Below are 25,174 nucleotides of genomic sequence, written 5' to 3'. Positions count from 1 at the left end.
TAAATGCAATTTCGTTATTCTTTCCAGCAAATTGTCGATTTGAAAAACAATGAACGAACACAGGCGGAATGGATTTTATCTGAGGCAATGGGCCAATTACGGAACGAAGAAACGAATTTACATGGTTTATTTGAGCAAAAAGAGAGCTTGCATCAGGAAATGGTGACAGCTACAAGCCATTCAGTATCTATTTCGAAGATGCTCATGCTGCAAACTTATATGAACCATGTCGATCAGCAAATTGCGCGTAAACATCAAGATGTTCAGCAAGCGAAGCATGTCGTGCTCAAAAAGCAGGAACATCTATCGGAAAGAATGATCGATGAGAAGGTGTGGTCGAAAGCTAGGGAAAAGGCATTCGGCCAATTTCAATCCTTTGTCGCCAAAAAAGAGCAGGATGCTTTGGATGAAATGGCAACAAACCGGTTCAAACGACTCTCGTATTGAGGAAGGTAAAGGAGGAGCAAGGAGATGGCCGATACAAGCATGGAAGGTGCATCTTATAGTGCGCTGGAGCGGTTTCTGATATGGTTTGTCATCCCCTTTGTGTTTACGGCTGTGTTGCTTTTCGTGTTACTGTCGATCTTTGATTATGATATCAAGAGCAGTATTCAGAAAGCGTTGCATAACACTCCGGTGATTGGAGCAATTGTTCCTGCGCCCAAAGAAAAAAGTGTTGTAAGCGGAACTGGTAAAGAGACGACTCCTGAACAAAGTATCAAAACCAAGGATGATGAGATTACGAAGTTGAATGCCAAATTGGCGGAACTTCAGTCCGCTTTGCAGAAAGCTGAATCAACAACGGAGATGAAGGATCAATCACTCAAAGATGCAACCGCAAAAATAACGGAACTTGAAGAAAAGCTGAAAGACAAGACGCAAACAGAAGAAGAGTACACGAATCAAATAACTCAGCTTGCCAATATGTATGCAAAAATGACACCGAGCAAGGCGGCTCCAATCATTGAAGCACTTACACCGAAAGAAATGGTGCTGATCTTCTCCATGATGAAAGCGGACAACCGCGGCGCGATCCTGGAGAAAATGGATGCAACGAAAGCAGCAGAAGCTTCCATGGGGCTTAAAGACGTTACACCTGTAAGAGATAAAGAGATTGCCGCTTTACAAGAAAGATTAGCAACGAATGGAGCAAGCACTGCAAAAGCGACGACATCTGTCAGCAAGTCGGATTTAGGCCAGACATTTGCTAACATGACTCCCAAAAGTGCTTCAAACGTGCTAATCGAAATGAATAAATCAAATCCCGACAAAGTATTAGCCATTCTGAGTGGCATGGATAATGCTTCCCGTTCCAAAGTCATGTCAGCCTTGTCCGATGCGAATAAGGAAATCGCTGCTGCAATTTCAGCTAAGCTTGTTCAGTAACCGACGTTGAACTTAGGAGGGAGGTGAACAAATAAAATGGATGTACAAATACAGACAACACCTACTGCAAACTCTGCTTCAACTTCGACGAATAAGGCAGGAGCGGCTGCAACGGCCGGTACTACTTCGAAGGATGGTTTCAATCAAGTATTGGATGGTCAATTATCTCAAGATAGCACGGCCAAGACTGAGACGAATCCTGCAGATCCAGCACTTTCTCTGGACATGCTGTTGCAAATGCTTCAGAGTTTGGTAGCACCTCTGAAAGGGACTGCTGCGCAGGATGTGAAGACAGAAGATCAGCCGCTTTCTGAAGTCGTTTTGGAAGCTATGAACAGTAATCCAGCGCTTGCTCAGCAATTATTGCAGGATCCAAAGGTTCAGCAATGGTTTGAAGAAGCAGAACAACTTCTACAAACGTTAAGTGGAGCTCAATTAACTCCATTGGCTACTCTCCCAAGTACGCTTAAGCTTCAAACAACTGAAGTTTCAAGCCTACAAGCTCAAAATACGTTGCTAGCATTAGCTTCTCTGTCAAAGCAGCAGCCTGACAATCCAATTGTGAAGTTTCTGAATCAGGATCTACAGAACGTCATCCAACCACTATTACCGGAGTTGATGACGAACTTGAAAGGTCAAACTTTGGATGCTGCTACAACGGAGAGCGCTGTTGAAGCAATGGAAGGTTTGATGAATACAGGTAAGAAGGAAGTCACATCTACTGATAAGCCAGCTCATCACAAGCTTAACAGCAAGAAAACATCAGATCAGAACGTTGATATGATGAACACAGTGACGATCGCACAACCTGCTAAGTCAAAATTAGAGCTTCTTGCTTTGAAAAGTGGTTTCTTAACCGCACAGGTGGATGCATCATCTAAACCGGGAGATACACTGCCTAATCTTGTAGATCTGCCAACTGAACCTGAAACGGCTACTAACTCAGTGGTTACGATCGCTGATTTGCAGAGAACACAGCAGACACAGGCCATAGTTGCCAAAACAGTAGCTCCAACGATGAATGCAGCTAATTTCGCTGATGAAATGACGGAGCATGTTCTTAAGAACATGAAAATCACACTTGCAGACGGCTTCTCTGAAGCTAAGTTATCGTTGTTTCCAAAAAATCTAGGGCATATCGATGTGAAAATATCGATGCATGATGGCCAGCTTATTGCACAGTTTGCAGCCGAATCAGCAGCAGCTAAACAGCTGTTGGAAAACCAATTGCCTCAGTTGAGACAAGCTCTTCTAACGCAAGGTTTGCAAGTTGAAAAGCTTGAAGTCACGCAAAGCCAAAACATGCAATCCAGTATGTTCCAAGAACATCGTCAGCAGCAAGCTTTTGCTCAGCCTCAACGTCAAAATAAGAACAATTCTGGCGGATTCGAGGTTGATTCTCTTGATTTGGAGCAAGAAATTGATGCTAACGTACAAGTTAAACCGGCCATGCATGGCAATTCCTTTGACGTAACTGCCTAAATGTGAGTCCATTTGATGCAGTTGGAGGTGAAAGTATGGATACAAACCCCATCACAGGTAACGTTACAGATTTAATCAATGCTGGGAAAAATGTCAAAACGAAAGACAAAGATAATAACACGTTAGGTAAAGACGATTTTCTTAAAATCTTAATTACCCAGCTTCAGAATCAAGACCCAACACAGCCATTACAAGATAAAGAGTTCATTGCCCAGATGGCTCAGTTCACCTCTGTAGAGCAATTGACCAATATGGCCGGTGAGATGAAACTGATGCGTCAATCTTTGGGATTTGTTTCAGGTTTGATTGGTAAATCGATCACTTGGGATGATACAGACTCCACCGGAGCTTCTGTCGAAAAGTCGGGCGTTGTTGACTCCATCACGTTCAAGGACGGCAATCAATTTGCCAATGTGAAGGGAGTGGAAATTTCTCTGGACAAACTCAAGAAGATTGAGGATGCCGGAGAAACCAAATGACAGAGAGAATATCCATAGGGCAGCTTTATCCTAATGCGGTTTCTCCTGCGTCTACGAGACGAACACCTGTACAGCAACCGGTATCCACATCTGCATCCGGTAATCCTACATTTCAAAAGCTTCTTCAGGAGCAATTTGTTCGTTTCAGTCATCATGCAGAAGTTAGGCTGAAAGAGCGAGGCATTCAACTGAAGCCGGAGCAACTGGATAGTCTTAGCAAAGCGATCGATAAGGTAGCAGCAAAAGGCGCTAAGGATGCACTGATGGTTTTAGGCGGAAATGCATTGATTGTTAATGTTCCTAACCGAACTGTTGTTACGGCGCTTGACGGGAACGCAATGAATGAACATGTTTTCACACAGATAGACAGTGCAATCATTATATCTACATAAACGGGCTCGACCGCGTAGGAGGCCTGGAGCTGTGGAGCGAAAGAAGCAGCTCATGATTAACGTTATTTTAATCCGATTAGGAGGCTAGTAAGATGTTAAGATCTTTGTACTCTGGTGTTTCAGGTATGCGTGGTTTTCAAACGAAATTAGATGTTATCGGTAATAATATCGCAAATGTAAACACCATCGGATTTAAGGGAAGCCGCGTTATGTTTAAAGACATTCTTAGCCAAACTGTTTCCGGCGTTAGTGCAGCTGATGAGAACCGTGGTGGCGTGAATGCTCAACAAGTTGGTTTAGGTGTAAGCGTAGCTTCAATTGACACCGTACATACCCCTGGAAGTGCGATGACAACGAACGTTCCTACGGATTTACGTATTAATGGCGATGGATTTTTTGCAGTAGGGACTACTGAACAAACAGATGCTCCATATTTGACAAGATCCGGGAACTTTACTTTGGACCCAACTAGAAACTTGGTAAATGCTGAGGGGCTTCACGTAATGGGAGCTGACGGCGCTGGCCCGATCGTGATCCCGGATAATATCGTATCGTTCTCAATCTCTCAAAACGGCGACATTATCGGTGTTGACAATACAGGTGCAACGGTTGCAACTGGCCAAAAAATTGGCGTGATCAAAGTCGTTAACCCATCTGGTCTTGAAAAAATTGGTGGCAATCTGTACCGTATGACAGCGAATGCTAATCCGGAGGGTGCGATTGAGGTTGGGGCCCCTGGTAACACAGAAACCGGAACAGGAACACTGATTTCTGGACAACTAGAAATGTCCAACGTTGATTTGACTGGAGAGTTCACAGAGATGATTATCGCTCAGCGTGGTTTCCAAGCAAACTCCCGTATTATCACAACTTCGGATGAAGTGCTTCAAGAGGTCGTAAATCTTAAACGGTAATTTTCATTGAAATGACAGAGGGGAGCTAGTCTCCCCTTATCCTGATGCAGGAGGAGAAGCATGATTTCTCTCACTCGTTTAAACGGTAAAGCCATCATCCTTAATGCTATTTTGATTGAATTGATTGAAGAGACGCCAGACACCATGATTACTTTGACGACAGGGAAGAAGATCACAGTTCTTGAGAAAGCAGAGGTCGTGGTAAGCTTAGTGCGGACCTACATGCAGGAAATTGGCTCAGTACGAGCGACGATTATGTCAAGGGATGCGGAGGGTTCGTAATTGTTTAAGAATAAAATTTTCATACTGATCGTATCGATTTTAATTGCTATCACATTAATTTTGACCGCTGCATTCGTTTTGTGGAATTTTATGGAAAAAAGTAATCAATCCAAAGATCCTGCGGCGCAAGCACAAGATGCAGTAGCAAGTGTGAAACCGACAAAAGCACCTTCTGCTGAAGCGGTGAAGGCGAACACGGCAATCATCAAAGATATTTTGACCAATTTATCGGGTAGTCAAAATTTCATTAAAATTAGTTTCGCGTTTGAATTGGAAAATTCAAAAGGCAAGACGGAATTTGACAGTTTGTTAGACTCCGCAGTGAAAGGGACGATCGTTCAAACTCTGGGAGATTTAACTAAGGATCAAATCGAAGGAAGCAAAGGGTCAGATAGTTTAACGGCTACGTTAATGAATAAATTAAACCCACTGCTGCACGAAGGTAAAATAAAGCAAATTTGGATAACTGATAAAGTGCTTCAATAAATCTGCTATTGATTTTGCTAAAAGGAGGTGACTCTAATGGTTGATGTTTTGTCGCAAAATGAGATCGATGCCTTGTTGGCGGCATTGTCCTCTGGCGAAATGGATGCGGATGAACTCAAAAAAGAAGAGACGCAGAAGAAAGTAAGGGCTTATGATTTTAAAAGAGCTGTACGCTTCTCCAAAGACCATATTCGAAGTTTGACTCGAATTCACGAGAACTTTGCGCGGTTCCTAACCACTTATTTCTCAGCGCAGCTACGTACGTTTGTACAAATTAGTGTAGTTCAGGTTGAACAATTGCCCTACGATGAATTTATTCGTTCGATCCCGAAAATGACCATTTTGAACATCTTTGAAGCGGAGCCTTTAGAGGGTCGGATGGTACTTGAAGTGCATCCCAATGTTGCTTTTGCGATGTTAGATCGTTTGTTAGGCGGTGCAGGTACAACGCCTACGAAGATTAATGCTTTAACTGAGATTGAAACCATTGTAATGGAACGTATTTTTAGCCGGGCTTTCGACAGCCTGCAAGAGGCATGGAAAACTGTTATTGATATTCAGCCAAGATTAGAGGCACTTGAAACAAATCCACAGTTTATGCAGATTGTTTCTCCCAATGAAACGATCGCATTGATCTCATTGAGTACCAAAATTGGTGATACAACAGGGATGATCAATTTATGCATACCGCATGTGGTCATCGAACCGATTATGCCTCGACTTTCTGTGCATCACTGGTTTGTTTCACAGAAGAAGACGAGAGCACCTGAAGAAGTGGAAGCACTTCAATCCCGCTTGGAAAAAACCAAGCTACCCCTCATTGCAGAATTGGGTTCGTCCGAAATTTCCATTCGAGATTTCTTGGGCTTAACGGTCGGCGATGTGATCCCGCTGCAAAAATCCGTCGAAGAATCGCTTCAAGTCAAAGTGGGCGAGAAGCTGAAATATCTCGGTAGCCCTGGTACCTTAAAAGGAAAGATGGCTGTTCAAATTACAGATATCGTAAATGAAGGAGAAGAAGATTATGACGAATAATAGAGATTATTTGTCCCAGGAAGAGATCGATGCTTTGTTGAGACAGTCTTCGGACGATAGTTCAGCCTCTTCTTTTCATGGGTCTCCTCAAGTTGAAGATTTTTTATCTTCCTTAGAACAAGACGCACTAGGTGAAATTGGTAACATCACATTTGGCAGCGCAGCTACAGCTCTTTCTACCTTGCTCGGTAAAAAAGTCGACATCACGACGCCAAAGGTATCGATTATCAGTAAAGATGAATTGCAAGAGCAATTCCCGAAACCACATGTGGCTGTACATGTAAACTATGTGGATGGTTTCGATGGCATTAACCTGTTAGTGATCAAAACACGCGATGCTCAAGTTATTGCTGACTTAATGATGGGTGGAGATGGTACTGGCGGAGATGAGCATCTAAGCGAAATTCATATTAGTGCCGTGCAAGAAGCGATGAATCAGATGATGGGATCTTCGGCAACATCGATGTCTACCATATTTAATCGATTTGTCAATATCTCACCTCCAGGAATCGACATATTAAATTTGTCGAAAGGAGAAGGAAAACTACCCGACGAGGACGTATTTATAAAGATATCGTTCCGACTTATCATTGGCGACCTTATTGATTCTAATATCATGCAATTATTACCTGTTCCATTCGCCAAAGAAATGGTATCGATCCTCATGGGTGGCGATTCTGATTCTTCGATGGAAGTTGCACCTGCTGCACAAACGCCGGCGCCTACACCAGCACCTATGCAGGAAGTACATACACCGCCCCCTGCAGCTGCTCAATCTGTGTATGAGCAACCTACGTATCAACAACAGCAGCCTGTGTATGAACAACCTATGTACCAGCAGCCTATGCAACCACCCATGCAGCCGCCAATGGGGCAGCCGATGTATCCGCCGCAGCAACCTATGTACCAGCAGCCACCTGCTTCTTATGGTGGGATGCCAAATCGCAATGTCAATGTCCAACCTGTTCAGTTTGGAAATTTGCAATCAGGTGGATTAGGGCAAACGGATGATACGAACCTGAATTTACTACTGGATATACCGCTTAAGGTAACTGTAGAATTAGGCAGAACACACAAGGTGATTAAAGACATCTTGGAACTCTCCCAGGGATCGATTATCGAATTGGATAAGCTGGCAGGTGAACCGGTAGATATCTTAGTTAACAATAAGCTGATTGCCAAGGGCGAAGTCGTTGTCATCGATGAAAACTTCGGAGTTCGTGTAACCGACATTGTGAACCAGTGGGAACGAATTCAAAAGTTACAATAATTTAATCTTAGGGGGACTTTATTCATGGCTAACCGTATTCTAATTGTAGATGATGCAGCTTTTATGAGAATGATGATTCGCGATATTTTGACAAAAAATGGTTACGAGGTTTGTGGAGAAGCGAATGATGGTGCACAAGCTATCGAAAAATACAAAGAGTTGAAACCGGATCTGATTACAATGGATATCACAATGCCAGAGATGGATGGTATTCAAGCTTTGAAAGAAATTAAGAAGATTGAACCTAGCGCGAAAGTAATTATGTGCTCAGCGATGGGACAACAAGCAATGGTCATTGATGCCATTCAAGCCGGTGCGAAGGACTTTATTGTGAAGCCTTTCCAAGCAGACCGTGTTATAGAAGCTATTAAAAAGACTCTAGGTTAAGCCGTCTTCGTTCGGTCGAGTCTTACATACACCGAAAGGATTGTGGATATGAAAAGACTCTGCTCGAAAAGACTGCTAACAGGCATACTCGGTTTCACCGCAATGTTGTATACAAGGTCCGTTGGTTATGCTGAAACAGAACCCGGACAAGGACTTCCAACAACGGATTATCCGAGTACCGATCCAACGGGGACGTTTGGTATGATTTTTAAGGTCATATTCTTCTTGATTTTAATTATTCTTCTTTTCTATGTGCTAATTAGGTACGTAGCGAAGAAAAATAGAGGAACAATGTTCGGGAACTCAATTCGATCTCTAGGTGGAGTTCCCCTAGGCCAAAATAAATCGATTCAAATCGTTGAAATTGGACATTCGCTCTTCGTAGTTGGCGTCGGAGATAACATCCAGCTGTTGGATAAAATCAATGACGCCGATGAAGTAGCATACATCACTGAGCTTCTGATTTCTTCTCAGGATGATCGAATGGGATTCGCATCTGTTAGCAAGTGGATTAGTAAACTGCCAACTAGAAAAAAAGAAATCGAAGAAGAAGTAGAAATTAATTCAGCATTTCAGCAAGTATTTCATGATAAGCTCCAGCGTGTAACTAATCGTAATCGAAATGTAGAAGAATGGCTTTCTGATCAAAAACAAAAAGATCGGTTGAATGATGAATGAAACGAAATAAACTAGTTTTTACACTTCTCATTGTGTTGATTTCTGTGTTTCTACTCTCTTTGACAGCATCAGCTGCGGAGACCGATCCTAACAATCCGATTCCAGGTTTAAACGTAAACATTGGGACTGGAGGGACTGCCGGAGGGTCATCTAACACAGTTACACTATTGCTGCTATTAACCGTTTTGAGTCTTGCACCATCTTTTCTCATTCTAATGACTAGTTTTACACGAATCGTCATCGTGCTCGGTTTCGTCCGTACTTCACTAGGAACCCAGCAGATGCCACCTAACCAGGTTCTAATCGGACTCGCTCTGTTTTTAACCTTCTTTATCATGTCTCCAACTTTGGGAGAAGTGAATCAAGTAGCTCTTCAACCCTATATGAAGGGTGAAATCACTCAAACCCAGGCTTTCGAGAAAGCTTCATTGCCAATGAAGAAGTTTATGTTCAAGCATACGCGTCAGAAGGATTTAAAGTTATTTCTAGATTACACCAAGGCAAAGGCACCTACAGGTGTGGAAGATATTCCGCTAACATCATTAGTTCCTGCTTATGCAATTAGCGAGTTGAAGTCTGCTTTCCAAATGGGATTCATGATTTTCATTCCGTTCCTGGTCATTGATATGGTCGTTTCCAGTACCTTGATGGCAATGGGGATGATGATGCTGCCACCTGTTATGATTTCATTGCCGTTTAAGATTCTACTTTTTATCTTGGTAGATGGCTGGTATCTTGTGGTGAGATCATTACTCCTAAGCTATAGTTGAGGATCAAGATATCGGAGGTTTCTGAAATGGGTTCGGAATTTGTAATACGAATTGCTGGTGAAGCTGTTTATACGGTGCTTAAAGCGAGTGCTCCCATGCTTGTCATTGGGCTTGTCGTAGGTCTCATTATTAGTATTTTTCAAGCGACAACACAAATTCAAGAACAAACCCTAGCTTTTGTTCCTAAAATCGTCGCTGTACTGTTGTCTATCCTCATCTTTGGGCCGTGGATCATGAATACATTGGTTGATTTTACGTTCAATTTACTCAACAACCTTTACAAATTCGTTGGATAGGTTGTGAGCGCGATGACATTAGTTTTTCAGGCAATCCCTATTTTTTTGCTTATCTTTTGTCGAATTACATCATTCTTTGTCGTGGTACCGATCTTATCTTCTAGAAACGTACCCATGATGTTCAAGATCGGTCTATCCGTATTCATCTCCTTCCTTATTTTTGCGAGCATGGGGTTGGATAAGCCCATTCCCATGGATGGTGAATATGTTCTTTTGATTATTCGTGAAATGCTGATTGGCATTTTGCTTGGTTTTCTTGCCTATCTCTTTTTTACGGTCGTTCAAACCGCAGGTTCTTTTATGGATATGCAAATTGGTTTCAGCATGGCAAGCGTAATAGATCCACTAACAGGGGCTTCATCGCCAATGTTAGGTAACCTCAAATATATGATTGCCGTTTTGCTATTTCTTTCATTTGACGGCCATCATTACCTCCTTAGAGCGATCATGGATAGTTATAAGTGGGTTCCGTTGGACAACCAGTTGTTTGCTCGGATATACAGCGGTGAAATTTCTGATTTCTTGTTTCATTCTTTGGCCAAAATGTTTTATCTTTCGTTTCAGCTTGCTGCGCCGATTGTAGCAGCGCTTTTTCTAACGGATTTAGGATTAGGGCTATTAACGAGGGTTGCTCCGCAATTTAACATTTTTGTTATCGGTGCACCACTTAAAATGATTCTGGGTTTTTTCTTGCTCGTCGTTTTATTTCCGGAATTAATTTCACAATTCCAATATTTGTTCTCAACCATTTTCGATAACATGGAGAAGTTGCTCCAAATCATTAGCGGAACACAGCAACCATCTCCCTAGGCAGGAGGAAAGCCGTGTCCCAACAACGTCGTTTGCAGCTTGATTTACAATGGTTTGCTGGGGAAAAGACGGAGCCAGCTACGGCGAGGAAAAGGCAGGATGCACGTAAAAAAGGGCAAGTTGCGAAAAGTATGGACTTACCCGCGGCACTTATTTTGCTCTTTTCTTTCTTGTCATTTCTAATGTTCGGTGGTCATATGAAAGAAAAGATGATTAACATCTTTCGTAATGTATATGAGAATGAACTGACAATGGATATTACGGCTAGCAATGTTCAAGTGCTTTTCGCCGATTTGGTCAAGCAAGGATTTTTTATCTTAGGTCCTCTCTTTCTGCTTGCTTTGATTATCGCTTTTATTGCGAATTATGCGCAAATCGGGTTCATGTTTATCGGTGACCCCTTGATGATGAAATTCAACAAGATTAATCCATTAGAAGGGTTTAAAAGGATCTTTTCTTTACGAACAGTGATGGAATTTTTGAAGTCTACGTTGAAATTGACAATTATCGGTTATGTTGTTTACACGACATTAATGGGAGAAAAGGCTAGATTGTTGGGGTTGGGACATGCTCCATTGGAAAGTACTTTCTCGTTTATCGCCTCAGTTACATTAAAGTTAGGTATAAAGATTGGCGCAGTTCTCATCGTACTTGCCATTTTTGACTATATTTATCAAAAATACGAACATGAGAAAAGTCTTAGGATGTCTAAGCAGGATATCAAAGATGAATATAAGAAAAGCGAGGGAGATCCCTTCATTAAAGGAAAGATCCGTGCAAAGCAGCGCCAGATGGCCATGCAGCGAATGATGCAGGAAGTTCCCAAAGCGGATGTTATTATTACGAATCCAACTCACTTTGCAGTTGCTCTTAAGTATGATTCCACCAATATGCAAGCCCCTACCGTTATTGCAAAAGGCGCCGATTACGTTGCATTGAAAATCAAAGAAGTTGCCAAAAACAACGGTATTATTACGATGGAAAACAAACCGCTTGCTCGTGCGATCTTTGCACAGGTGGAAATCGGAGACTCAATTCCGGCTGAGCTGTTCCAAGCTGTCGCAGAAGTGTTGGCGTATGTATATAAAATGAAGGGCAAAACGAATTAATAAGAAGGGGGGTACAATCTAATGAGAGTCAAGGATTTGTTCGTTCTTATAGGCATTATTGCTATTGTTTTAATGATGATTGTACCAGTTCCAATCCCTTTGTTGGATTTTCTTCTAATAATTAATATCTCTATTGCTTTAATGATTATCTTGGTTGCCATGAACACGCAAGAAGCTTTGCAATTTTCTATTTTCCCATCTCTGCTCTTGATCACTACGTTGTTTCGGCTAGCGTTAAATGTGTCTACAACGCGAAATATTTTGTCTCATGCAGAAGCAGGCGACGTGGTCAGAACTTTTGGTTCTTTCGTAGCGCAAGGAAATATCGTCGTAGGATTTGTCGTATTCCTTATCCTTGTCTTGGTTCAATTCATCGTAATTACCAAAGGTTCTGAGCGCGTTGCCGAGGTTGCGGCCAGATTTACGCTCGATGCGATGCCGGGGAAACAAATGAGTATCGACGCGGATTTAAATGCCGGGTTGATTAATGAGGTTCAAGCCCGGGAACGTAGGCAGAAGATTGAACGAGAAGCAGATTTCTACGGAGCCATGGATGGTGCCAGTAAATTCGTAAAAGGGGATGCTATTGCTGGTATTGTCATTTTGGTCATCAATTTGATTGGTGGCTTTATCATTGGGATGACGATGAAAGGCATGGATTTCTCCGAAGCCCTTCAAACCTTCTCAATTCTAACGATCGGGGATGGACTCGTTTCACAAATTCCTGCACTACTGATTTCAACGGCTGCTGGTATTATCGTGACAAGAGCGTCTTCAGAAGGAAACTTAGGTCATGATGTGACCAAGCAGCTAACTTCACAACCTAAACTGCTTTATATTGTTGCAGGTACGCTAGTGATGCTGGGGATTTTTACACCGATTCATTGGTTTACGACTTTTCCGATTGCCGGATTGTTGGTTTTCGCCGGATACAAAATGCAAAAGAACTTGGAACGAGAAGCCATCAAAGAAGAACAATTGGTGGAAGAGCAGCAAATCGAGGAAGTGCGAAGTCCCGAAAGTGTTATTTCCTTACTGCAAGTCGATCCGATTGAATTTGAATTTGGTTACGGCTTAATTCCACTCGCGGATACACAGCAAGGTGGAGATTTACTTGACCGGATTATATTAATTCGTAGGCAATGTGCACTTGAATTAGGGGTAGTCGTACCTGTCATTCGCATACGCGACAATATTCAACTGCGCCCGAACGAGTATATCATCAAAATTAAAGGCAATACGGTGGCACGCGGCGAACTACTCCTTAATCACTATCTGGCCATGAGCCCGGGTATTGATGATGATTCCATTTCCGGTATTGAAACAACAGAGCCTGCTTTTGGATTGCCTGCCATCTGGATTGATGAAGTGACAAAAGAACGAGCCGAGTTATCAGGATATACGGTGGTTGACCCTCCTTCTGTAGTAGCTACTCATCTTACAGAAGTTATTAAGAAACATACACATGAGCTTCTTGGACGCCAAGAAACGAAAGCGCTCATCGACAACGTTCGCGAATCTTATCCTGCGCTTGTAGATGATCTTATTCCTTCCGTATTGTCGATTGGTGATGTTCAAAAAGTGTTGGCTAAGCTGCTTAAGGAGAAAATCTCAGTTCGCGACTTGGTTACTATTCTGGAGACACTTGCCGATTATGGCGCTTATACGAAAGATCCTGAGATCTTGACGGAATATGTCAGACAATCTTTATCCAGACAGATTACGCAGCAATTCACGTCATTGGGGGATTCACTGAAAGTGATTACAGTAGGCCCGTCAGTAGAAAAGAAAATTGCTGATTCCGTACAGCAGTCCGATCAGGGAAGTTATTTGGCGCTTGACCCGTCCTCATCCCAAATTATTTATCATCGCGTAAGCGAACAGGTAAGCAAATTAATTCAATCCGGGCAACAGCCTGTTATTTTAACCTCTCCAACGATTCGTATGTACTTGAGACAACTGCTTGAAAGAACGCTGCAAGACATTCCCGTCTTATCATATAGCGAATTAGAGCCTAGCGTAGAAATTCAGAGCATGGGGGTTGTCAATTTATGAGAGTAAAAAGATATGTCGTTGATTCCATGCCTGATGCGTTGCAGAAAATTCGCACTGATTTAGGGAAGGATGCCGTGATTCTTAACACTAAAGAAATTCGCACAGGCGGATTTCTTGGTATGTTTGGCAAAAAAAAGATTGAAGTCATAGCTGCAATTGATAATACGAATTCGAATGCAGCACCGATTGCACCCAAGGTGACACCGCAACTTCAGCAACAGAAGCAGCAAGCAGTAATTTCTCAAGTGTATGCGGCAAAGTCTCAGCCTCATCAGTCGGATTTTCCAGAAGTTCCGGATGTACTCGTGAATGTTTCTGCAGTAAATGAACCTAATGCTGCAACATTTAGTGCAGATGCACCTTTAACTTTTACTAAAACGCCGCAACAAACCTATACACCGGCATCGATTAATGCGCCTAATAAGATCAGCTATCAAAAGGATGAGCAGCTTATTGAGGAACTTAAACAGATGAAAGAAATGATGAAGAAGTTAACACAAGCTTCGGATGTGTTCGCGCTCCCTGAGCCTCTTCAAAAACTTGAACAGCGATTAAGTGATCAAGAAGTAGATCCGAAGTTAATACGTCAAATTATGGATGAGACTGTCGCTGATTTTCAACTTGCAGATGAGCCGGTGACAGAAGAAAGTGCTTTACAACTGGTGAAAGCTAAGTTGGGTCAAGTTTTTCAGTCCGACAATGGCAAGAAAATTTCACCCAGTACGCGTGTTGTTCATTTTGTGGGGCCCACCGGAGTCGGTAAGACGACTACGATTGCAAAGTTGGCTGCTGAACAAGTGCTGAAATATCAACGCAAGGTTGGTTTTATTACTTCAGACACTTACCGTATTGCGGCTATCGAACAATTAAAAACGTATGCCACCATTTTGAACGTTCCATTAGAAGTTGTGTTTTCGCCGCAAGATTTAGTCAAAGCATTTCAAAACTTAGCGGATTGTGATGTTATTTTCATGGATACAGCCGGTCGCAATTTTCGTAATGAAATGTACGTCTCGGAGCTCAATTCATTGCTCAAAACACAAGGCAGCAGCGAGACGATCCTCGTGCTTAGCTTAACAACGAAATATAGAGATATGAGGGCAATTACGAACAACTTTAACAAATTTAAGCTGGATAAAGTCATTTTCACCAAAATGGATGAAACGGATTCTTACGGAGCTATTGTTAATATTGTTCATGAGTTCTCCCTTCAAATCTCGTATGTGACCAATGGTCAGAGCGTACCGGACGACATTACGGAATTGGATGAGCGGCAAATCATTGATTTGTTATTGGAGGAACCTAGAGCATGAAGGATCAAGCAGAAGGGTTACGGAACCTGGTTCAAATTCAGAATGATAAAGGCACAAAAACGACCAGGATTATTACCGTGACTAGCGGAAAGGGCGGCGTAGGGAAATCGAATGTTACGCTGAACTTTGCTTTAGCGCTTCAGTCCCAAGGTTATAAGGTTCTTGTTTTTGATGCCGACTTAGGGCTTGCCAATATTGATGTGCTGATGGGCATTTCCTCTAAGTACAATTTGTATCATTTGTTGAAAAAGGAAAAAACCATTTGGGAAATCATCCAAAAAGGTTCGAATGATTTAGATTTCATCGCAGGCGGCTCTGGTTTTAACGATCTGCTTCGTTTAACGGAAGACGAGCTTGATTACTTTGCTGAGCAAGTTATGCAGCTTAACGGTTATGTGGATTTCATCATTTTTGACACAGGTGCTGGTTTGTCAAAAGAAACATTGAAATTCATTCTGGCGGCTGAGGAAACTTTCGTGGTGACAACTCCAGAACCAACTTCCATTACGGATGCTTATGCCATCATCAAAATGGTTAATTCAATGGGACACGATGTGTCCTTTAAGTTAATCATAAATCGGGTTACGGATCGAAAAGAAGGTAAGCAAACAGCGGACAAAATCGCTTTGGTGGCCAAACAATTCTTAGGCATTCAGATTCCTACACTAGGTTTTGTGGAAGATGATGCTTCTGTGTCAAAAGCTGTCAAAAGGCAAGTTCCCTTTACAATAGCTTTCCCAAACTCGCTCGCAGCTAAAAGCTTACAGTCGCTTGTAGTCGATTATATCAAAGGTTATCACGTCGTTGATACTTCTTCACCTGGTGTCAAGGGTTTTTTGAATAAAATGATGCGACTTTTGAAATAGGAATTTCGCGAGTTATGTCGAATTAGCACATAAAGGGAGGGGAGCAGCATGGCACAATATAACATACTAGTTGTAGATGACTCCGTCTTTATGCGAAAAATAATTAGCGATCTGATTTCAGATAATCCTCAGTATAACATCATTGGAACAGCCAAAAACGGACAAGAAGCGATTGACCAAGTGAAGCTTTTACGACCTGATGCCGTCACAATGGATGTAGAAATGCCTGTGATGAATGGGTTGGATGCCCTGCAGCGCATTATGGCAGAGCAGCCAACTCCGGTTATCATGATAAGCTCTTTAACTGAGGAAGGGGCCGCAGAAACGATTAAAGCGCTTGAATGGGGTGCTGTCGACTTTATTCGAAAGCCATCGGGTTCGATCTCATTGGACTTATATAAAGTGAAGCAGCTGCTGCACGAAAAACTGCAAATGGCTGTTCGAACCAAGTTGAGATCATTTCAGCCCATTCAGCAGCAAACCGTGGCACTTAGAAGTCATTTAGCACCACTTCAAGTCAATAAAGCCAGTACACTGAAGCAGTTAGATGCAAAAAAAACGATTACAGAGTGTTCACCGAAGTTTGAGCATCTTGTTGCAATTGGAACTTCTACGGGCGGACCACGAGCTTTGCACCAAGTGATCTCCAATATTCCGGCAGGGTTTCCTGCTCCAATCCTGATTGTCCAACATATGCCGCCTAATTTCACGAAGTCATTAGCTCAGCGTTTGAACGACATCTCTCAGATTCAAGTTGTAGAAGCAGCAGAGGGGGATGTTCTCAAAACGGCAACGGCTTATGTTGCTCCAGGAGGTTGGCATATGATTGTATACAAAGATTTTAATCATACATACAAAATTAAATTAACAAAAGAAGATCCTCGTTCTGGCCACCGTCCTTCGGTGGATACCCTCTTTGAGTCCTTGCTTGACCTGAATGAGTTGAAGAGGCACATCGTCCTGATGACAGGGATGGGTAGCGATGGCGCCAGGGGAATGCTTTCCTTAAGGCAATCGGGTGCAGAAACAACTATTGCGGAGTCTGAAGAAACGTGTGTAGTTTATGGTATGCCTCGGGCTGCCGTAGAGATGCAAGCGGCTATGCTTGTACTTCCGCAGCATGGTATTGCTGCCCGCTTGACGCAATGTGTACTTCCTTGATTGATGGAACAATGCAAGCAAGTTATTTAAAGATCCTATTGGAGGTGTGTGGTTTTGGAACTTAGTCAATATTTATCCATGTTTATCGATGAGTCGAAAGAACACTTGCAATCTTTGAATGAGAACTTACTAAGTTTAGAAAGCACCCCTCAAGATATTAGCATTGTACATAATATTTTTCGTTCTGCACATACGTTGAAAGGCATGTCTGCAACAATGGGATTTGAGGATATTGCTTCTCTCACGCATGAAATGGAAAACGTTCTGGACATGGTCCGAAACAGTAAAATCGAAATGAATGATTTCATTTTTGACTGTATATTTAAAAGTTTAGATTCCTTAGAGTCTATGGTAGAAGACATTATCCAAGGTGGCACTGGCAAAGCGGATGTAACTCCGATTGTCGCATCTTTGCGGTCCATTGTGACTGGAGAATACAAAATAGCTTCAACAACTGTTGTTGCGGCAGTTAAGGAACCTGCTAAAGGCATTGAAGTAGACGAATTTCAATTTTCCATTCTTCAGCAATCCATTGATGCGGGTTTTCTTGTTTTCTATGTAGAAGTTAACGTCAATGAGAACTGTGTACTAAAAGCAGCGCGTGCCTATATGGTTTTTGATGCATTGGAAAGAATGGGCGAGATCGTCAAAGCGACGCCATCCGTGCAAGAGATCGAGCAAGAGAAATTCGATCGCTCATTCTCGCTCTATTTTATATCGAAAGTTGATCACGCAACCCTAGAAAAAGAAATTCTTAATGTTTCAGAGATTGAATCTGCTGTCATTATTACAGTTGATTCCGAGTCATTGGTAGAATTATCACGTCCTCGCAGTGAAGTTGAGGCGGCAAGGCAAGAAATCGCTGCTGCAGTAGCAGCCGTAGAGGCGCCAACTCCAGTTGCTGCTGTAGCGAGTACGCCGGTTGCGGCAGAACCAGTGGCAGCAGCTAAACCGGCGGCTGGCGGAGCACCTGTTGCAAGCCGTACAATTCGCGTTGATATTGAGCGTCTTGACGCATTAATGAATCTTTTTAGCGAGTTGCTGATTGACCGTGTCCGTTTGGAACAACTGGCGAGTGAAGTTAAGCGCAATGATTTAACAGAAACCGTCGAACACATGTCTAGAGTAAGCAGCGACTTGCAAAATATTGTGCTTAAACTTCGCATGGTGCCGGTAGACTCTGTATTCAACCGTTTCCCGCGGATGATCAGAGATCTGGCGAAATCACTGGATAAGAAAGTAGATTTAGTGATTACAGGTGCTGAAACAGAATTAGACCGTACCGTTATCGATGAGATTGGCGACCCGCTTGTCCACTTGCTTCGTAACGCGGTTGATCATGGTATTGAGTCAATCAGTGATCGTTTAGCTGTAGGGAAAAGCGAACACGGAACGATCCAACTTCGTGCCTTCCATAGCGGCAATCATGTATTTATCGAAATTGAAGAAGATGGAAGAGGCATTTATAGAGAGAAAGTATTAAAAACAGCTCTGAAAAATGGACTTGTTACTGCTGAGCAAGCTGCAAAGCTGACGGATAAAGAAGTATACAACTTACTGTTCGCCTCTGGCTTCAGTACTGCTGAAAAAATTTCAGATATTTCTGGTCGCGGCGTAGGACTTGATGTCGTGAAAACCAAAATTCAAATGCTTGGCGGACATGTGCAAGTGGACTCGAAGCCTGGCGTAGGAAGTAAATTCTCTGTTCAACTTCCGCTTACACTGTCTATTATTTCGGCTATGTTAGTACGGCTTGGCAGCGAGAAATATGCGATTCCGTTATCCTCTATCGTGGAAACTTCTGCGATTCAGAAGAGTCAAATTCGCAACATCCATGGCAACAAAATGGTGGATTACCGCAAATCCGTTATTCCTCTTGTATCTTTAAGTACATTGTTTGAAGTGCCGGATTTCAATGAGGATCTGGAAGAGGAAACCGAAATTGTGGTTGTTCGCAAAGGGGATAAGCAAGTTGCCTTGATGGTGGATGAATTTATCGGCCAGCAAGAGATTGTTCTCAAAACATTAGGCAAGTATTTAACAGGACTATTTGCTATCTCTGGCGCTACGATTCTTGGAGATGGGCAAGTGGCTTTAATTATTGATCCAAACGCATTGATTAAATAACTACATAATTCTAAGGAGGATCTTACAATGGGAGAAGAAAAAAAAGTAATCGTCTTCGCACTTGGATCGGAAGAGTATGGCGTGGAAGTCGAGAAAGTCAGAACGATTGAAAGAATGCAGCCAATGACACGTGTCCCAAAAGCACCTGAATTCGTTAAAGGTGTGATTAATCTTCGTGGTGTAGTCATTCCGATTATCAATCTGCGCTCACGTTTTAGACTTGAAGAACAAGCGATTTCTGATGCTTCTCGGATTATCATCGTGTCAGCTGGCGAGTTTGAAGTTGGACTGATCGTAGATTCAGCTAATGACGTGATTGACCTGGATACTGATAACATTGATACTCCACCAGAAATTGTTGGCGGAATCAAAGCGAAATATCTGGATGGAATAGCTCGCGTCGGCGAGGAAAGATTGCTAGTGCTGCTTAATTTAGAGCAGGTTTTAAATCGCGACGAAATTTTACAGTTAGAAAGATTAGGGGACTAACTTGTGGACGTTTTTAGTCAGTTGGCAGATTTTCAAATGGATGTTCTCAAGGAAGTTGGCAATATAGGTGCGGGGCATGCGGCTACCGCCCTATCTACACTATTGGACAAACCAATCGATATGCTTGTACCCAAAGTCAGGATGCTTCCTTTTGAAGAAATTTGTGAAAGTGTTGGCGGGGCTGAGACGGTTGTTCTGGCCATTTTCTTACGAGTAGAGGGAGACGCTCCAGGGAATATGTTCTTTATCCTTAATTTAGATGCCGCCAAGAATATACTGCGGGATCTGATCGGCTTGAAAATTGAGGATCAAGAAGAATATTCGGAGCTGGAGTTATCTGCATTAAACGAAATAGGCAATATCCTTGCCGGATCCTATCTTTCTTCTCTTGCTGATTTTACTAACTTGAACATGCAGCCTACAGTCCCAGCATTAGCGATTGATATGGCAGGTGCCATATTAAGTTATGGTTTATTGCAATTTGGTCAAATGGGAGATCAGGCTCTCCTTATTGACACCAAATTTTTGGAAGGGGAAAGTGAAGTACAAGGGCATTTCTTCCTAATTCCTGATCCGGAATCGTTTGGCAAAATATTTTCGGCATTAGGAGTAGATTCTTCATGACCCAAGATAATTTGATTAAAGTAGGCATGGCTGACTTGAATGTTGCTCACCTTACAGGTGTGTTGAAAACAACAGGTCTAGGCTCGTGCGTAGGGGTTACGCTTTATGATAGCCGCGCGAAAGTAGCTGGAATGGCACATGTCATGCTGCCTTCCTCAGAAATCGCCCGCGAAGGTTCGTTAAACATTGCGAAATATGCGGACACCGCCATTCCTGAGTTAATCTCCCGAATGGAGCAGCTCGGAGCTAGCGTTAATAAGCTTGAGGCTAAGCTTGCCGGCGGTGCCCAAATGTTTGCATTCGCAGGAAATAATGATACGATGAGAATTGGCCCGAGAAATGTTGAATCCTGTAAAGAAATGTTGAATAAATACAGAATTCCAATTCGTGCGGAGGATACGGGAGCGAATTACGGTCGAACGATAGAGTTTAATAGTGAAACCGGTATTCTAGTCATTCGAAGTGTCCAATTAGGAGTGAAAGAAATTTAATGATGATGGGTACCATTCGACTAAATTTTATTGTGGCAGGGTTGGCGGGTTTATTAACTTTTGGCTTATCGATTGGCAATAATTTATTGCTAACTTCCTGTCTGAAAACGGTATACAGTTTTCTAATATTATTTATTCTTACTTTTGGTTTTCGCTGGGTGCTAGGGCTGATGATTGGGGCTGAACACGCGGCAGCCCACCCACAACATACGAATTTGACATCAGATTCATCCGTCGGTCAAACGTTGGATCTGACGACTCCAGACGAAGATGAAGAAACGCGTGAACTGTTAAAAGCTAGCTTGGGCAATAATCATGCGCCGTCATCAGCTGACAAGCAATTTTCACCACTGAATCCACCTAAGTTAGTCACCAAGAATAATCTGAACCCTGAACAACTGGCGGGTGCCTTAAGGCGAATGTCAGAAGACTAAGGATGGTGAAACGTAAATCATGATCGAACAAAAGCAATCACAACTAGCGAATTTCGACTTATGGAAGCAGTGGAAAGAGGAAGGCTGGGTTCCCGCTAAGCAGGCATTGATTGAGAGTTACTTGCCTTTAGTTGATTATGTTTCAGGACGTCTCGCCATAGGACTACCTAAAAGCGTCTCGAAAGAAGACCTGTCCAGCTATGGCGTGATGGGTCTTATTGATGCCGTAGAGAAATTTGATTATGCACGCGGTCTTCAATTTGAAACTTACGCATCTTGGCGAATTCGTGGCTCCATTATTGATGGCCTTAGGCAAGGAGATTGGGTCCCGCGCTCAGTTCGAGAAAAGGCCAAAAAGGTTGAAGATGCTTATCAAAAGCTTGAACAACAGTATCTTCGTTCTGTAACAGATGCCGAGATTAGCGCATACTTGCAGGTCAGTGAGCAGGATTTCCAACAGATGCTTCAAGATATCTCTATTACGACAGTGTGTTCGATCGATGATCCAATTCGAGAAGAAGATTCGGAAACGCGGCTCTCATTGCTTATCGATGAAAAAGCGAAAAATCCGGAGTTTCAAGTAAATGAGTTTTATTTGAAAGACTCGCTCGCCAAAGCTATTGAACGTTTGACTGAGAAGGAACGTACTGTGGTTTCGTTATTTTATTTCGAGGAACTCTCTTTAAGTGAAATCGCCGAAGTGATGAGTTTATCTCCTTCACGCATTTCCCAACTACATTCGAAAGCGATTCTTCGTTTAAAGGGCGTACTTAGCCGGTTTAAGAATCAGCTATTCCAGGATACATAACATAAACTTGCTAAAGTTGAAGGGTGGAATTCCATGCTTGAAAGGAACATGCCTTTAGATTATTACATCAGTATTTCCATCTCGGATGATAAATTGTCAGCATTTTTACTTATAAATAATATGGATGATACTTTTAAAGTAACAGCAGCTGAATTAGAAGAATTAGCTCAGAAAAACCGTATTATACATGGTTTGAATCGACAACTACTAGCTCAAATAGCAGCAAACTCTAAATCTTTTTACCAACAAAAAGTAGTTATCGCTGTTGGGACGAAAGCAGAGCAAGGTGCTAATGGTTATATTTCTTATACGTTTGATTTGGATGAGAATGACAAAAAACCTCAAGAGCTGGATGACGGCAGGGTAAACTATAAAGAAGTAGTATCCTTAAATAATGTGAAAAAAGGCCAGCTGATCGGACAGCGGTTTTTAGCTACCGAAGGCACCCCGGGACGTGCAGTGACCGGTGAGACGCTTTTTAGTAAAGCTGGTAAAGAAGCTCGTTTTAAAATTGGTAAGAATGTGATTGCAGATGCCGAACAAAAAGCGCTATATGCCTTAATTGACGGGATGGTTGTAAAAACAGATCGAGATAAAGTTAATGTATTTCCTGTGTATGAAGTGAATGGTGATGTAGATTATCATATTGGAAATATTGATTTTATCGGCACTGTTGTTGTCCGAGGCAATGTGCTGCCAGGTTTTAAAATCCGTGCTGCCGGCGATATTCGTATCACTGGGGGAGTAGAAGCTGCAGAGCTTGAAGCGGATGGTTCTATCGAGATAAATGCCGGTATTGTAGGTCAAAACAAAGCTTTTGTTAAAGCCGGGAAAAATGTAAAGAGCTCTTTTATTCAAGATGCGACCGTTGAAGTATTAGGGGAATTAAAAGTTTCTCAGAGTATTATGCATTCAATCATTCGAGCTGGCAAAGCAGTTAATTGTAATGGAGCTAAGGGGCTCATTGTTGGAGGCACCATACAAGCGGGAGAACGTGTGACAGCACGTACAATCGGAAACTCGATGTCAACCACTACGGTCATTGAAGTAGGGGTTTTGCCGGAACTCCGTAATGAAATGATTCATTTGCGAAGTCAACTGAGGGTCTTTATGGAGAATATGGACAAAACAGAAAAAGCCCTTTTATTGCTGGATTCATTGGCAGCTGCCGGTCAACTCACTCCGGATAAACTTGCGATGCGTGTTAAATTGAATCATACCAAAAGACAAGGCATCGAAGAGCAAAATACGATCAAGGAACGTATTCTTGAGATCGAAAAATCATTGGAAGATTCCGAACAAGCGAAGGTTGAAGTCTTGTCCACTGTTTACGGGGGAACTAAGATTGTCATTGGGCGTTATACGAAATTCATCAAAGATTCGACGAATCGAATGACGTTCCGTTTGCATGAGGGAGATATTTCAATGAGTGCTTATGTGTGAGTGAAGGAGTGGGTAAGCGATGAGTTTTAAAGCCATCGATTTACAGTTCGCTGTGCACAAGAACGATGAGGCGGGAATTCGTCAGAATCAACTGATGCAGAAACCGCGCCAAGATGAAACGATCTTAGAAAATCAGGCGGCACAATCAACTGAAAAAAATCGTCAACGCAGCAGTAAGCTTGAAGAAAGCGCCAGGACGGATATCAATGGTCAAGGCGGGCAGAAGCAGCAGATGGCAGAGAGAAAGCCTAGGAACAAAAAAACTTCGTCATCGGCAACTGCTGAACAGGAGCATCAATCAACTCATCCGTACAAAGGGCATCATATTGATTTATCCTTATAAGGCGTTATTTCATTTAAAGAAAAAGGTGAACATAAGTGGCTATGCAGCCGTGGATGTATGTCGTACTTCTGGGATTGGTCGTGATTGTTTATGCACGTTTTCTGCCTAAGGAACAAATGGCAGCTTCCGGCAAGATGACAGTCGTTCAAGAGATTGAGGAAACGATAGAACACTTCGCCGCAGAGATGGACGAGCAAAATCAATCGCTGCTGGATCTTTTTTCGAAGACGAAACAAGATTACGAGGTTGAACTCGCGAAGCTGGCGGGCAGGCTTGAAACCCTGGAGAAGCAGAAACATGAGCTTTCTCAAGAGTTAACCAAAGTGCATTTCAAAGATCAAGGAAATTCAACTGCAATTTCTACGATTGATTTAGAACTTGGTCAACAGGCAGCCGCGGGAGAACCCCAAGCTTTGGTTGAAGAATCGATTGTTGCTGAAGAAGAGCCGGTTTACGCAGGTTTGAGTATGAAAAGCCGATATGCGGAGCTATTTTCTCTACACGATCAAGGAAAAGGCGTTGAGGCTATCGCTAAGAAATTAGGGATGAATAAAGGTGAGGTTAGTTTGATCTTGCAGCTTTCCCGACAGGAGGAGATGACCCGTGCTTAAAAATCGTTCGTATCTTTTAGGAATTGGGACTGGCATCATCGTCGGGGCCTTATTGCTGCAAGTGATGTCCGTCCGGGCAAGCGCGCCTGGTAAATCGAGCTTAGCTCTTGACGAAATGGATCCTCAGAAGTTGAAAGAGGAAGCCGCTAAATACTATCAAGTTTTTGATTTAGGCACTAAAATGTATACGCAAGCGGAAGTGGATGCTTCTGTTCAAAAAAAGGTGAAAGAAGAAACGGACAAGCTAGCTGCAGCTAAGCCTCAAGATCAGCCTAAAGCGGAGACCGTTGTTAGAACGGTTGTTTATGTACAGCCAAATCTTGATGCAACGGCTGTTAGCGAGCTTCTCGTGAAATCCGGTCTGATTACGGACCGCAAAGCATTTGCCACTGAACTCCAAAAGCAAGGCGGAAACACCAAATTGCAAGTCGGCTTCCATGTGTTTGAAGGGCAATTGGATATGCAGCAGGTTGTGTCGAATCTCATAACATCCCAGCAGTAGACGCTCAAATTGATCTTTATTTTGAGGTCTTTTTTTATTGAAACATGCCTATTGTCGCGGGAAAATACGAAATCGACAAAAGGTTGCATAGGGATTTGAGTTGTGGTATATTTATTCACGGTGTTAAAAAC

At 42.6% G+C, this 25,174-nt stretch carries 30 protein-coding genes; all 30 read left to right on the top strand.

Features of this window, described 5'->3' with window-relative positions:
- The first annotated feature begins 3 nt into the window (after positions 1 to 3).
- Positions 4 to 447, top strand: coding sequence for a flagellar export protein FliJ (gene fliJ / locus PCH02S_RS06185; RefSeq protein WP_127451080.1), 444 nt, complete (start codon positions 4 to 6; stop codon positions 445 to 447).
- Between the two features lie 24 nt (positions 448 to 471).
- Positions 472 to 1,386, top strand: a complete 915-nt coding sequence (locus PCH02S_RS06180) for a MotE family protein (protein WP_127451078.1) — start codon at positions 472 to 474, stop codon at positions 1,384 to 1,386.
- A 36-nt stretch (positions 1,387 to 1,422) separates the two neighbouring features.
- Positions 1,423 to 2,868, top strand: coding sequence for a flagellar hook-length control protein FliK (locus PCH02S_RS06175; protein WP_127451076.1), 1,446 nt, complete (start codon positions 1,423 to 1,425; stop codon positions 2,866 to 2,868).
- Positions 2,869 to 2,903: 35 nt separating this feature from the next.
- Positions 2,904 to 3,347 (top strand): flagellar hook capping FlgD N-terminal domain-containing protein, encoded by a 444-nt coding sequence (locus tag PCH02S_RS06170; RefSeq protein ID WP_127451074.1) that lies wholly within the window; start codon positions 2,904 to 2,906, stop codon positions 3,345 to 3,347.
- A complete protein-coding gene (locus tag PCH02S_RS06165; RefSeq protein ID WP_127451072.1) occupies positions 3,344 to 3,739 on the top strand; it encodes a TIGR02530 family flagellar biosynthesis protein in 396 nt (131 codons plus the stop codon). Before PCH02S_RS06170 ends, PCH02S_RS06165 begins: the two co-directional genes overlap by 4 nt.
- Before the next feature lie 92 nt (positions 3,740 to 3,831).
- Complete coding sequence (flgG, locus tag PCH02S_RS06160) at positions 3,832 to 4,653, top strand: flagellar basal body rod protein FlgG (RefSeq protein ID WP_127451070.1); 822 nt, start codon at positions 3,832 to 3,834, stop codon at positions 4,651 to 4,653.
- A 60-nt stretch (positions 4,654 to 4,713) separates the two neighbouring features.
- Complete coding sequence (locus tag PCH02S_RS06155; RefSeq protein ID WP_127451068.1) at positions 4,714 to 4,935, top strand: flagellar FlbD family protein; 222 nt, start codon at positions 4,714 to 4,716, stop codon at positions 4,933 to 4,935.
- Positions 4,936 to 5,421 (top strand): flagellar basal body-associated FliL family protein, encoded by a 486-nt coding sequence (locus PCH02S_RS06150; protein WP_127451066.1) that lies wholly within the window; start codon positions 4,936 to 4,938, stop codon positions 5,419 to 5,421. It begins immediately after the preceding gene.
- 36 nt (positions 5,422 to 5,457) lie between these two features.
- On the top strand, positions 5,458 to 6,456 hold the full coding sequence (gene fliM, locus PCH02S_RS06145; protein ID WP_127451064.1) for a flagellar motor switch protein FliM: 999 nt from the start codon (positions 5,458 to 5,460) through the stop codon (positions 6,454 to 6,456).
- The gene (gene fliY, locus PCH02S_RS06140; protein ID WP_127451062.1) at positions 6,446 to 7,726 is read left to right on the top strand and encodes a flagellar motor switch phosphatase FliY; all 1,281 of its coding nucleotides are present in this window, start codon (positions 6,446 to 6,448) and stop codon (positions 7,724 to 7,726) included. Before fliM ends, fliY begins: the two co-directional genes overlap by 11 nt.
- Positions 7,727 to 7,750: 24 nt before the next feature.
- The gene (locus tag PCH02S_RS06135; protein ID WP_127451060.1) at positions 7,751 to 8,113 is read left to right on the top strand and encodes a response regulator; all 363 of its coding nucleotides are present in this window, start codon (positions 7,751 to 7,753) and stop codon (positions 8,111 to 8,113) included.
- Between the two features lie 48 nt (positions 8,114 to 8,161).
- Complete coding sequence (locus tag PCH02S_RS06130; RefSeq protein ID WP_127451058.1) at positions 8,162 to 8,791, top strand: flagellar biosynthetic protein FliO; 630 nt, start codon at positions 8,162 to 8,164, stop codon at positions 8,789 to 8,791.
- A complete protein-coding gene (gene fliP, locus PCH02S_RS06125) occupies positions 8,788 to 9,561 on the top strand; it encodes a flagellar type III secretion system pore protein FliP (protein WP_127451057.1) in 774 nt (257 codons plus the stop codon). Before PCH02S_RS06130 ends, fliP begins: the two co-directional genes overlap by 4 nt.
- 26 nt (positions 9,562 to 9,587) lie before the next feature.
- Positions 9,588 to 9,857 (top strand): flagellar biosynthesis protein FliQ, encoded by a 270-nt coding sequence (gene fliQ, locus PCH02S_RS06120; protein ID WP_127451055.1) that lies wholly within the window; start codon positions 9,588 to 9,590, stop codon positions 9,855 to 9,857.
- A gap of 12 nt (positions 9,858 to 9,869) precedes the next feature.
- The gene (fliR, locus tag PCH02S_RS06115) at positions 9,870 to 10,667 is read left to right on the top strand and encodes a flagellar biosynthetic protein FliR (protein WP_127451053.1); all 798 of its coding nucleotides are present in this window, start codon (positions 9,870 to 9,872) and stop codon (positions 10,665 to 10,667) included.
- Positions 10,668 to 10,681: 14 nt separating this feature from the next.
- Positions 10,682 to 11,776, top strand: coding sequence for a flagellar biosynthesis protein FlhB (flhB, locus tag PCH02S_RS06110; RefSeq protein ID WP_127451051.1), 1,095 nt, complete (start codon positions 10,682 to 10,684; stop codon positions 11,774 to 11,776).
- A gap of 21 nt (positions 11,777 to 11,797) precedes the next feature.
- Positions 11,798 to 13,831: a flagellar biosynthesis protein FlhA gene (flhA, locus tag PCH02S_RS06105; RefSeq protein ID WP_127451049.1), complete on the top strand. Its 2,034-nt coding sequence runs from the start codon at positions 11,798 to 11,800 to the stop codon at positions 13,829 to 13,831.
- Positions 13,828 to 15,144 carry a flagellar biosynthesis protein FlhF gene (gene flhF / locus PCH02S_RS06100; protein ID WP_127451047.1) on the top strand — a complete coding sequence of 439 codons (1,317 nt, stop codon included), beginning with the start codon at positions 13,828 to 13,830 and terminating at the stop codon, positions 15,142 to 15,144. Before flhA ends, flhF begins: the two co-directional genes overlap by 4 nt.
- Positions 15,141 to 16,010: a MinD/ParA family protein gene (locus PCH02S_RS06095; protein WP_127451045.1), complete on the top strand. Its 870-nt coding sequence runs from the start codon at positions 15,141 to 15,143 to the stop codon at positions 16,008 to 16,010. The genes flhF and PCH02S_RS06095 overlap by 4 nt, the downstream gene beginning before the upstream one ends.
- 48 nt (positions 16,011 to 16,058) lie before the next feature.
- Complete coding sequence (locus tag PCH02S_RS06090) at positions 16,059 to 17,171, top strand: protein-glutamate methylesterase/protein-glutamine glutaminase (RefSeq protein WP_127451043.1); 1,113 nt, start codon at positions 16,059 to 16,061, stop codon at positions 17,169 to 17,171.
- Positions 17,172 to 17,225: 54 nt separating this feature from the next.
- Positions 17,226 to 19,298: a chemotaxis protein CheA gene (locus tag PCH02S_RS06085; protein WP_127451041.1), complete on the top strand. Its 2,073-nt coding sequence runs from the start codon at positions 17,226 to 17,228 to the stop codon at positions 19,296 to 19,298.
- 27 nt (positions 19,299 to 19,325) lie between these two features.
- Positions 19,326 to 19,787, top strand: a complete 462-nt coding sequence (locus PCH02S_RS06080) for a chemotaxis protein CheW (RefSeq protein WP_127451039.1) — start codon at positions 19,326 to 19,328, stop codon at positions 19,785 to 19,787.
- 36 nt (positions 19,788 to 19,823) lie between these two features.
- Positions 19,824 to 20,411 carry a chemotaxis protein CheC gene (locus tag PCH02S_RS06075; protein WP_157322246.1) on the top strand — a complete coding sequence of 196 codons (588 nt, stop codon included), beginning with the start codon at positions 19,824 to 19,826 and terminating at the stop codon, positions 20,409 to 20,411.
- Positions 20,408 to 20,902, top strand: a complete 495-nt coding sequence (locus tag PCH02S_RS06070; protein ID WP_127451035.1) for a chemotaxis protein CheD — start codon at positions 20,408 to 20,410, stop codon at positions 20,900 to 20,902. Before PCH02S_RS06075 ends, PCH02S_RS06070 begins: the two co-directional genes overlap by 4 nt.
- Positions 20,902 to 21,336 (top strand): hypothetical protein, encoded by a 435-nt coding sequence (locus PCH02S_RS06065; RefSeq protein WP_127451033.1) that lies wholly within the window; start codon positions 20,902 to 20,904, stop codon positions 21,334 to 21,336. Before PCH02S_RS06070 ends, PCH02S_RS06065 begins: the two co-directional genes overlap by 1 nt.
- 19 nt (positions 21,337 to 21,355) lie before the next feature.
- Positions 21,356 to 22,144 carry a FliA/WhiG family RNA polymerase sigma factor gene (locus tag PCH02S_RS06060; RefSeq protein WP_127451031.1) on the top strand — a complete coding sequence of 263 codons (789 nt, stop codon included), beginning with the start codon at positions 21,356 to 21,358 and terminating at the stop codon, positions 22,142 to 22,144.
- Positions 22,145 to 22,177: 33 nt separating this feature from the next.
- The gene (locus tag PCH02S_RS06055; protein ID WP_127451029.1) at positions 22,178 to 23,587 is read left to right on the top strand and encodes a DUF342 domain-containing protein; all 1,410 of its coding nucleotides are present in this window, start codon (positions 22,178 to 22,180) and stop codon (positions 23,585 to 23,587) included.
- Between the two features lie 19 nt (positions 23,588 to 23,606).
- The gene (locus tag PCH02S_RS06050; RefSeq protein WP_127451027.1) at positions 23,607 to 23,930 is read left to right on the top strand and encodes a hypothetical protein; all 324 of its coding nucleotides are present in this window, start codon (positions 23,607 to 23,609) and stop codon (positions 23,928 to 23,930) included.
- Positions 23,931 to 23,971: 41 nt separating this feature from the next.
- Entirely contained in the window at positions 23,972 to 24,541 is a 570-nt protein-coding gene (locus PCH02S_RS06045) for a hypothetical protein (RefSeq protein ID WP_246068970.1), read from the top strand.
- Entirely contained in the window at positions 24,534 to 25,043 is a 510-nt protein-coding gene (locus tag PCH02S_RS06040) for an MltG/YceG/YrrL family protein (RefSeq protein WP_127451025.1), read from the top strand. Before PCH02S_RS06045 ends, PCH02S_RS06040 begins: the two co-directional genes overlap by 8 nt.
- Positions 25,044 to 25,174 lie beyond the last annotated feature (131 nt).

Source organism: Paenibacillus chondroitinus NBRC 15376 (genome assembly GCF_004000765.1).
Lineage (GTDB): Bacteria > Bacillota > Bacilli > Paenibacillales > NBRC-103111 > Paenibacillus_E > Paenibacillus_E chondroitinus.
The sequence above is the reverse complement of the archived record's forward strand: the minus strand, read 5'-3'. Positions and strand labels throughout refer to the sequence as shown.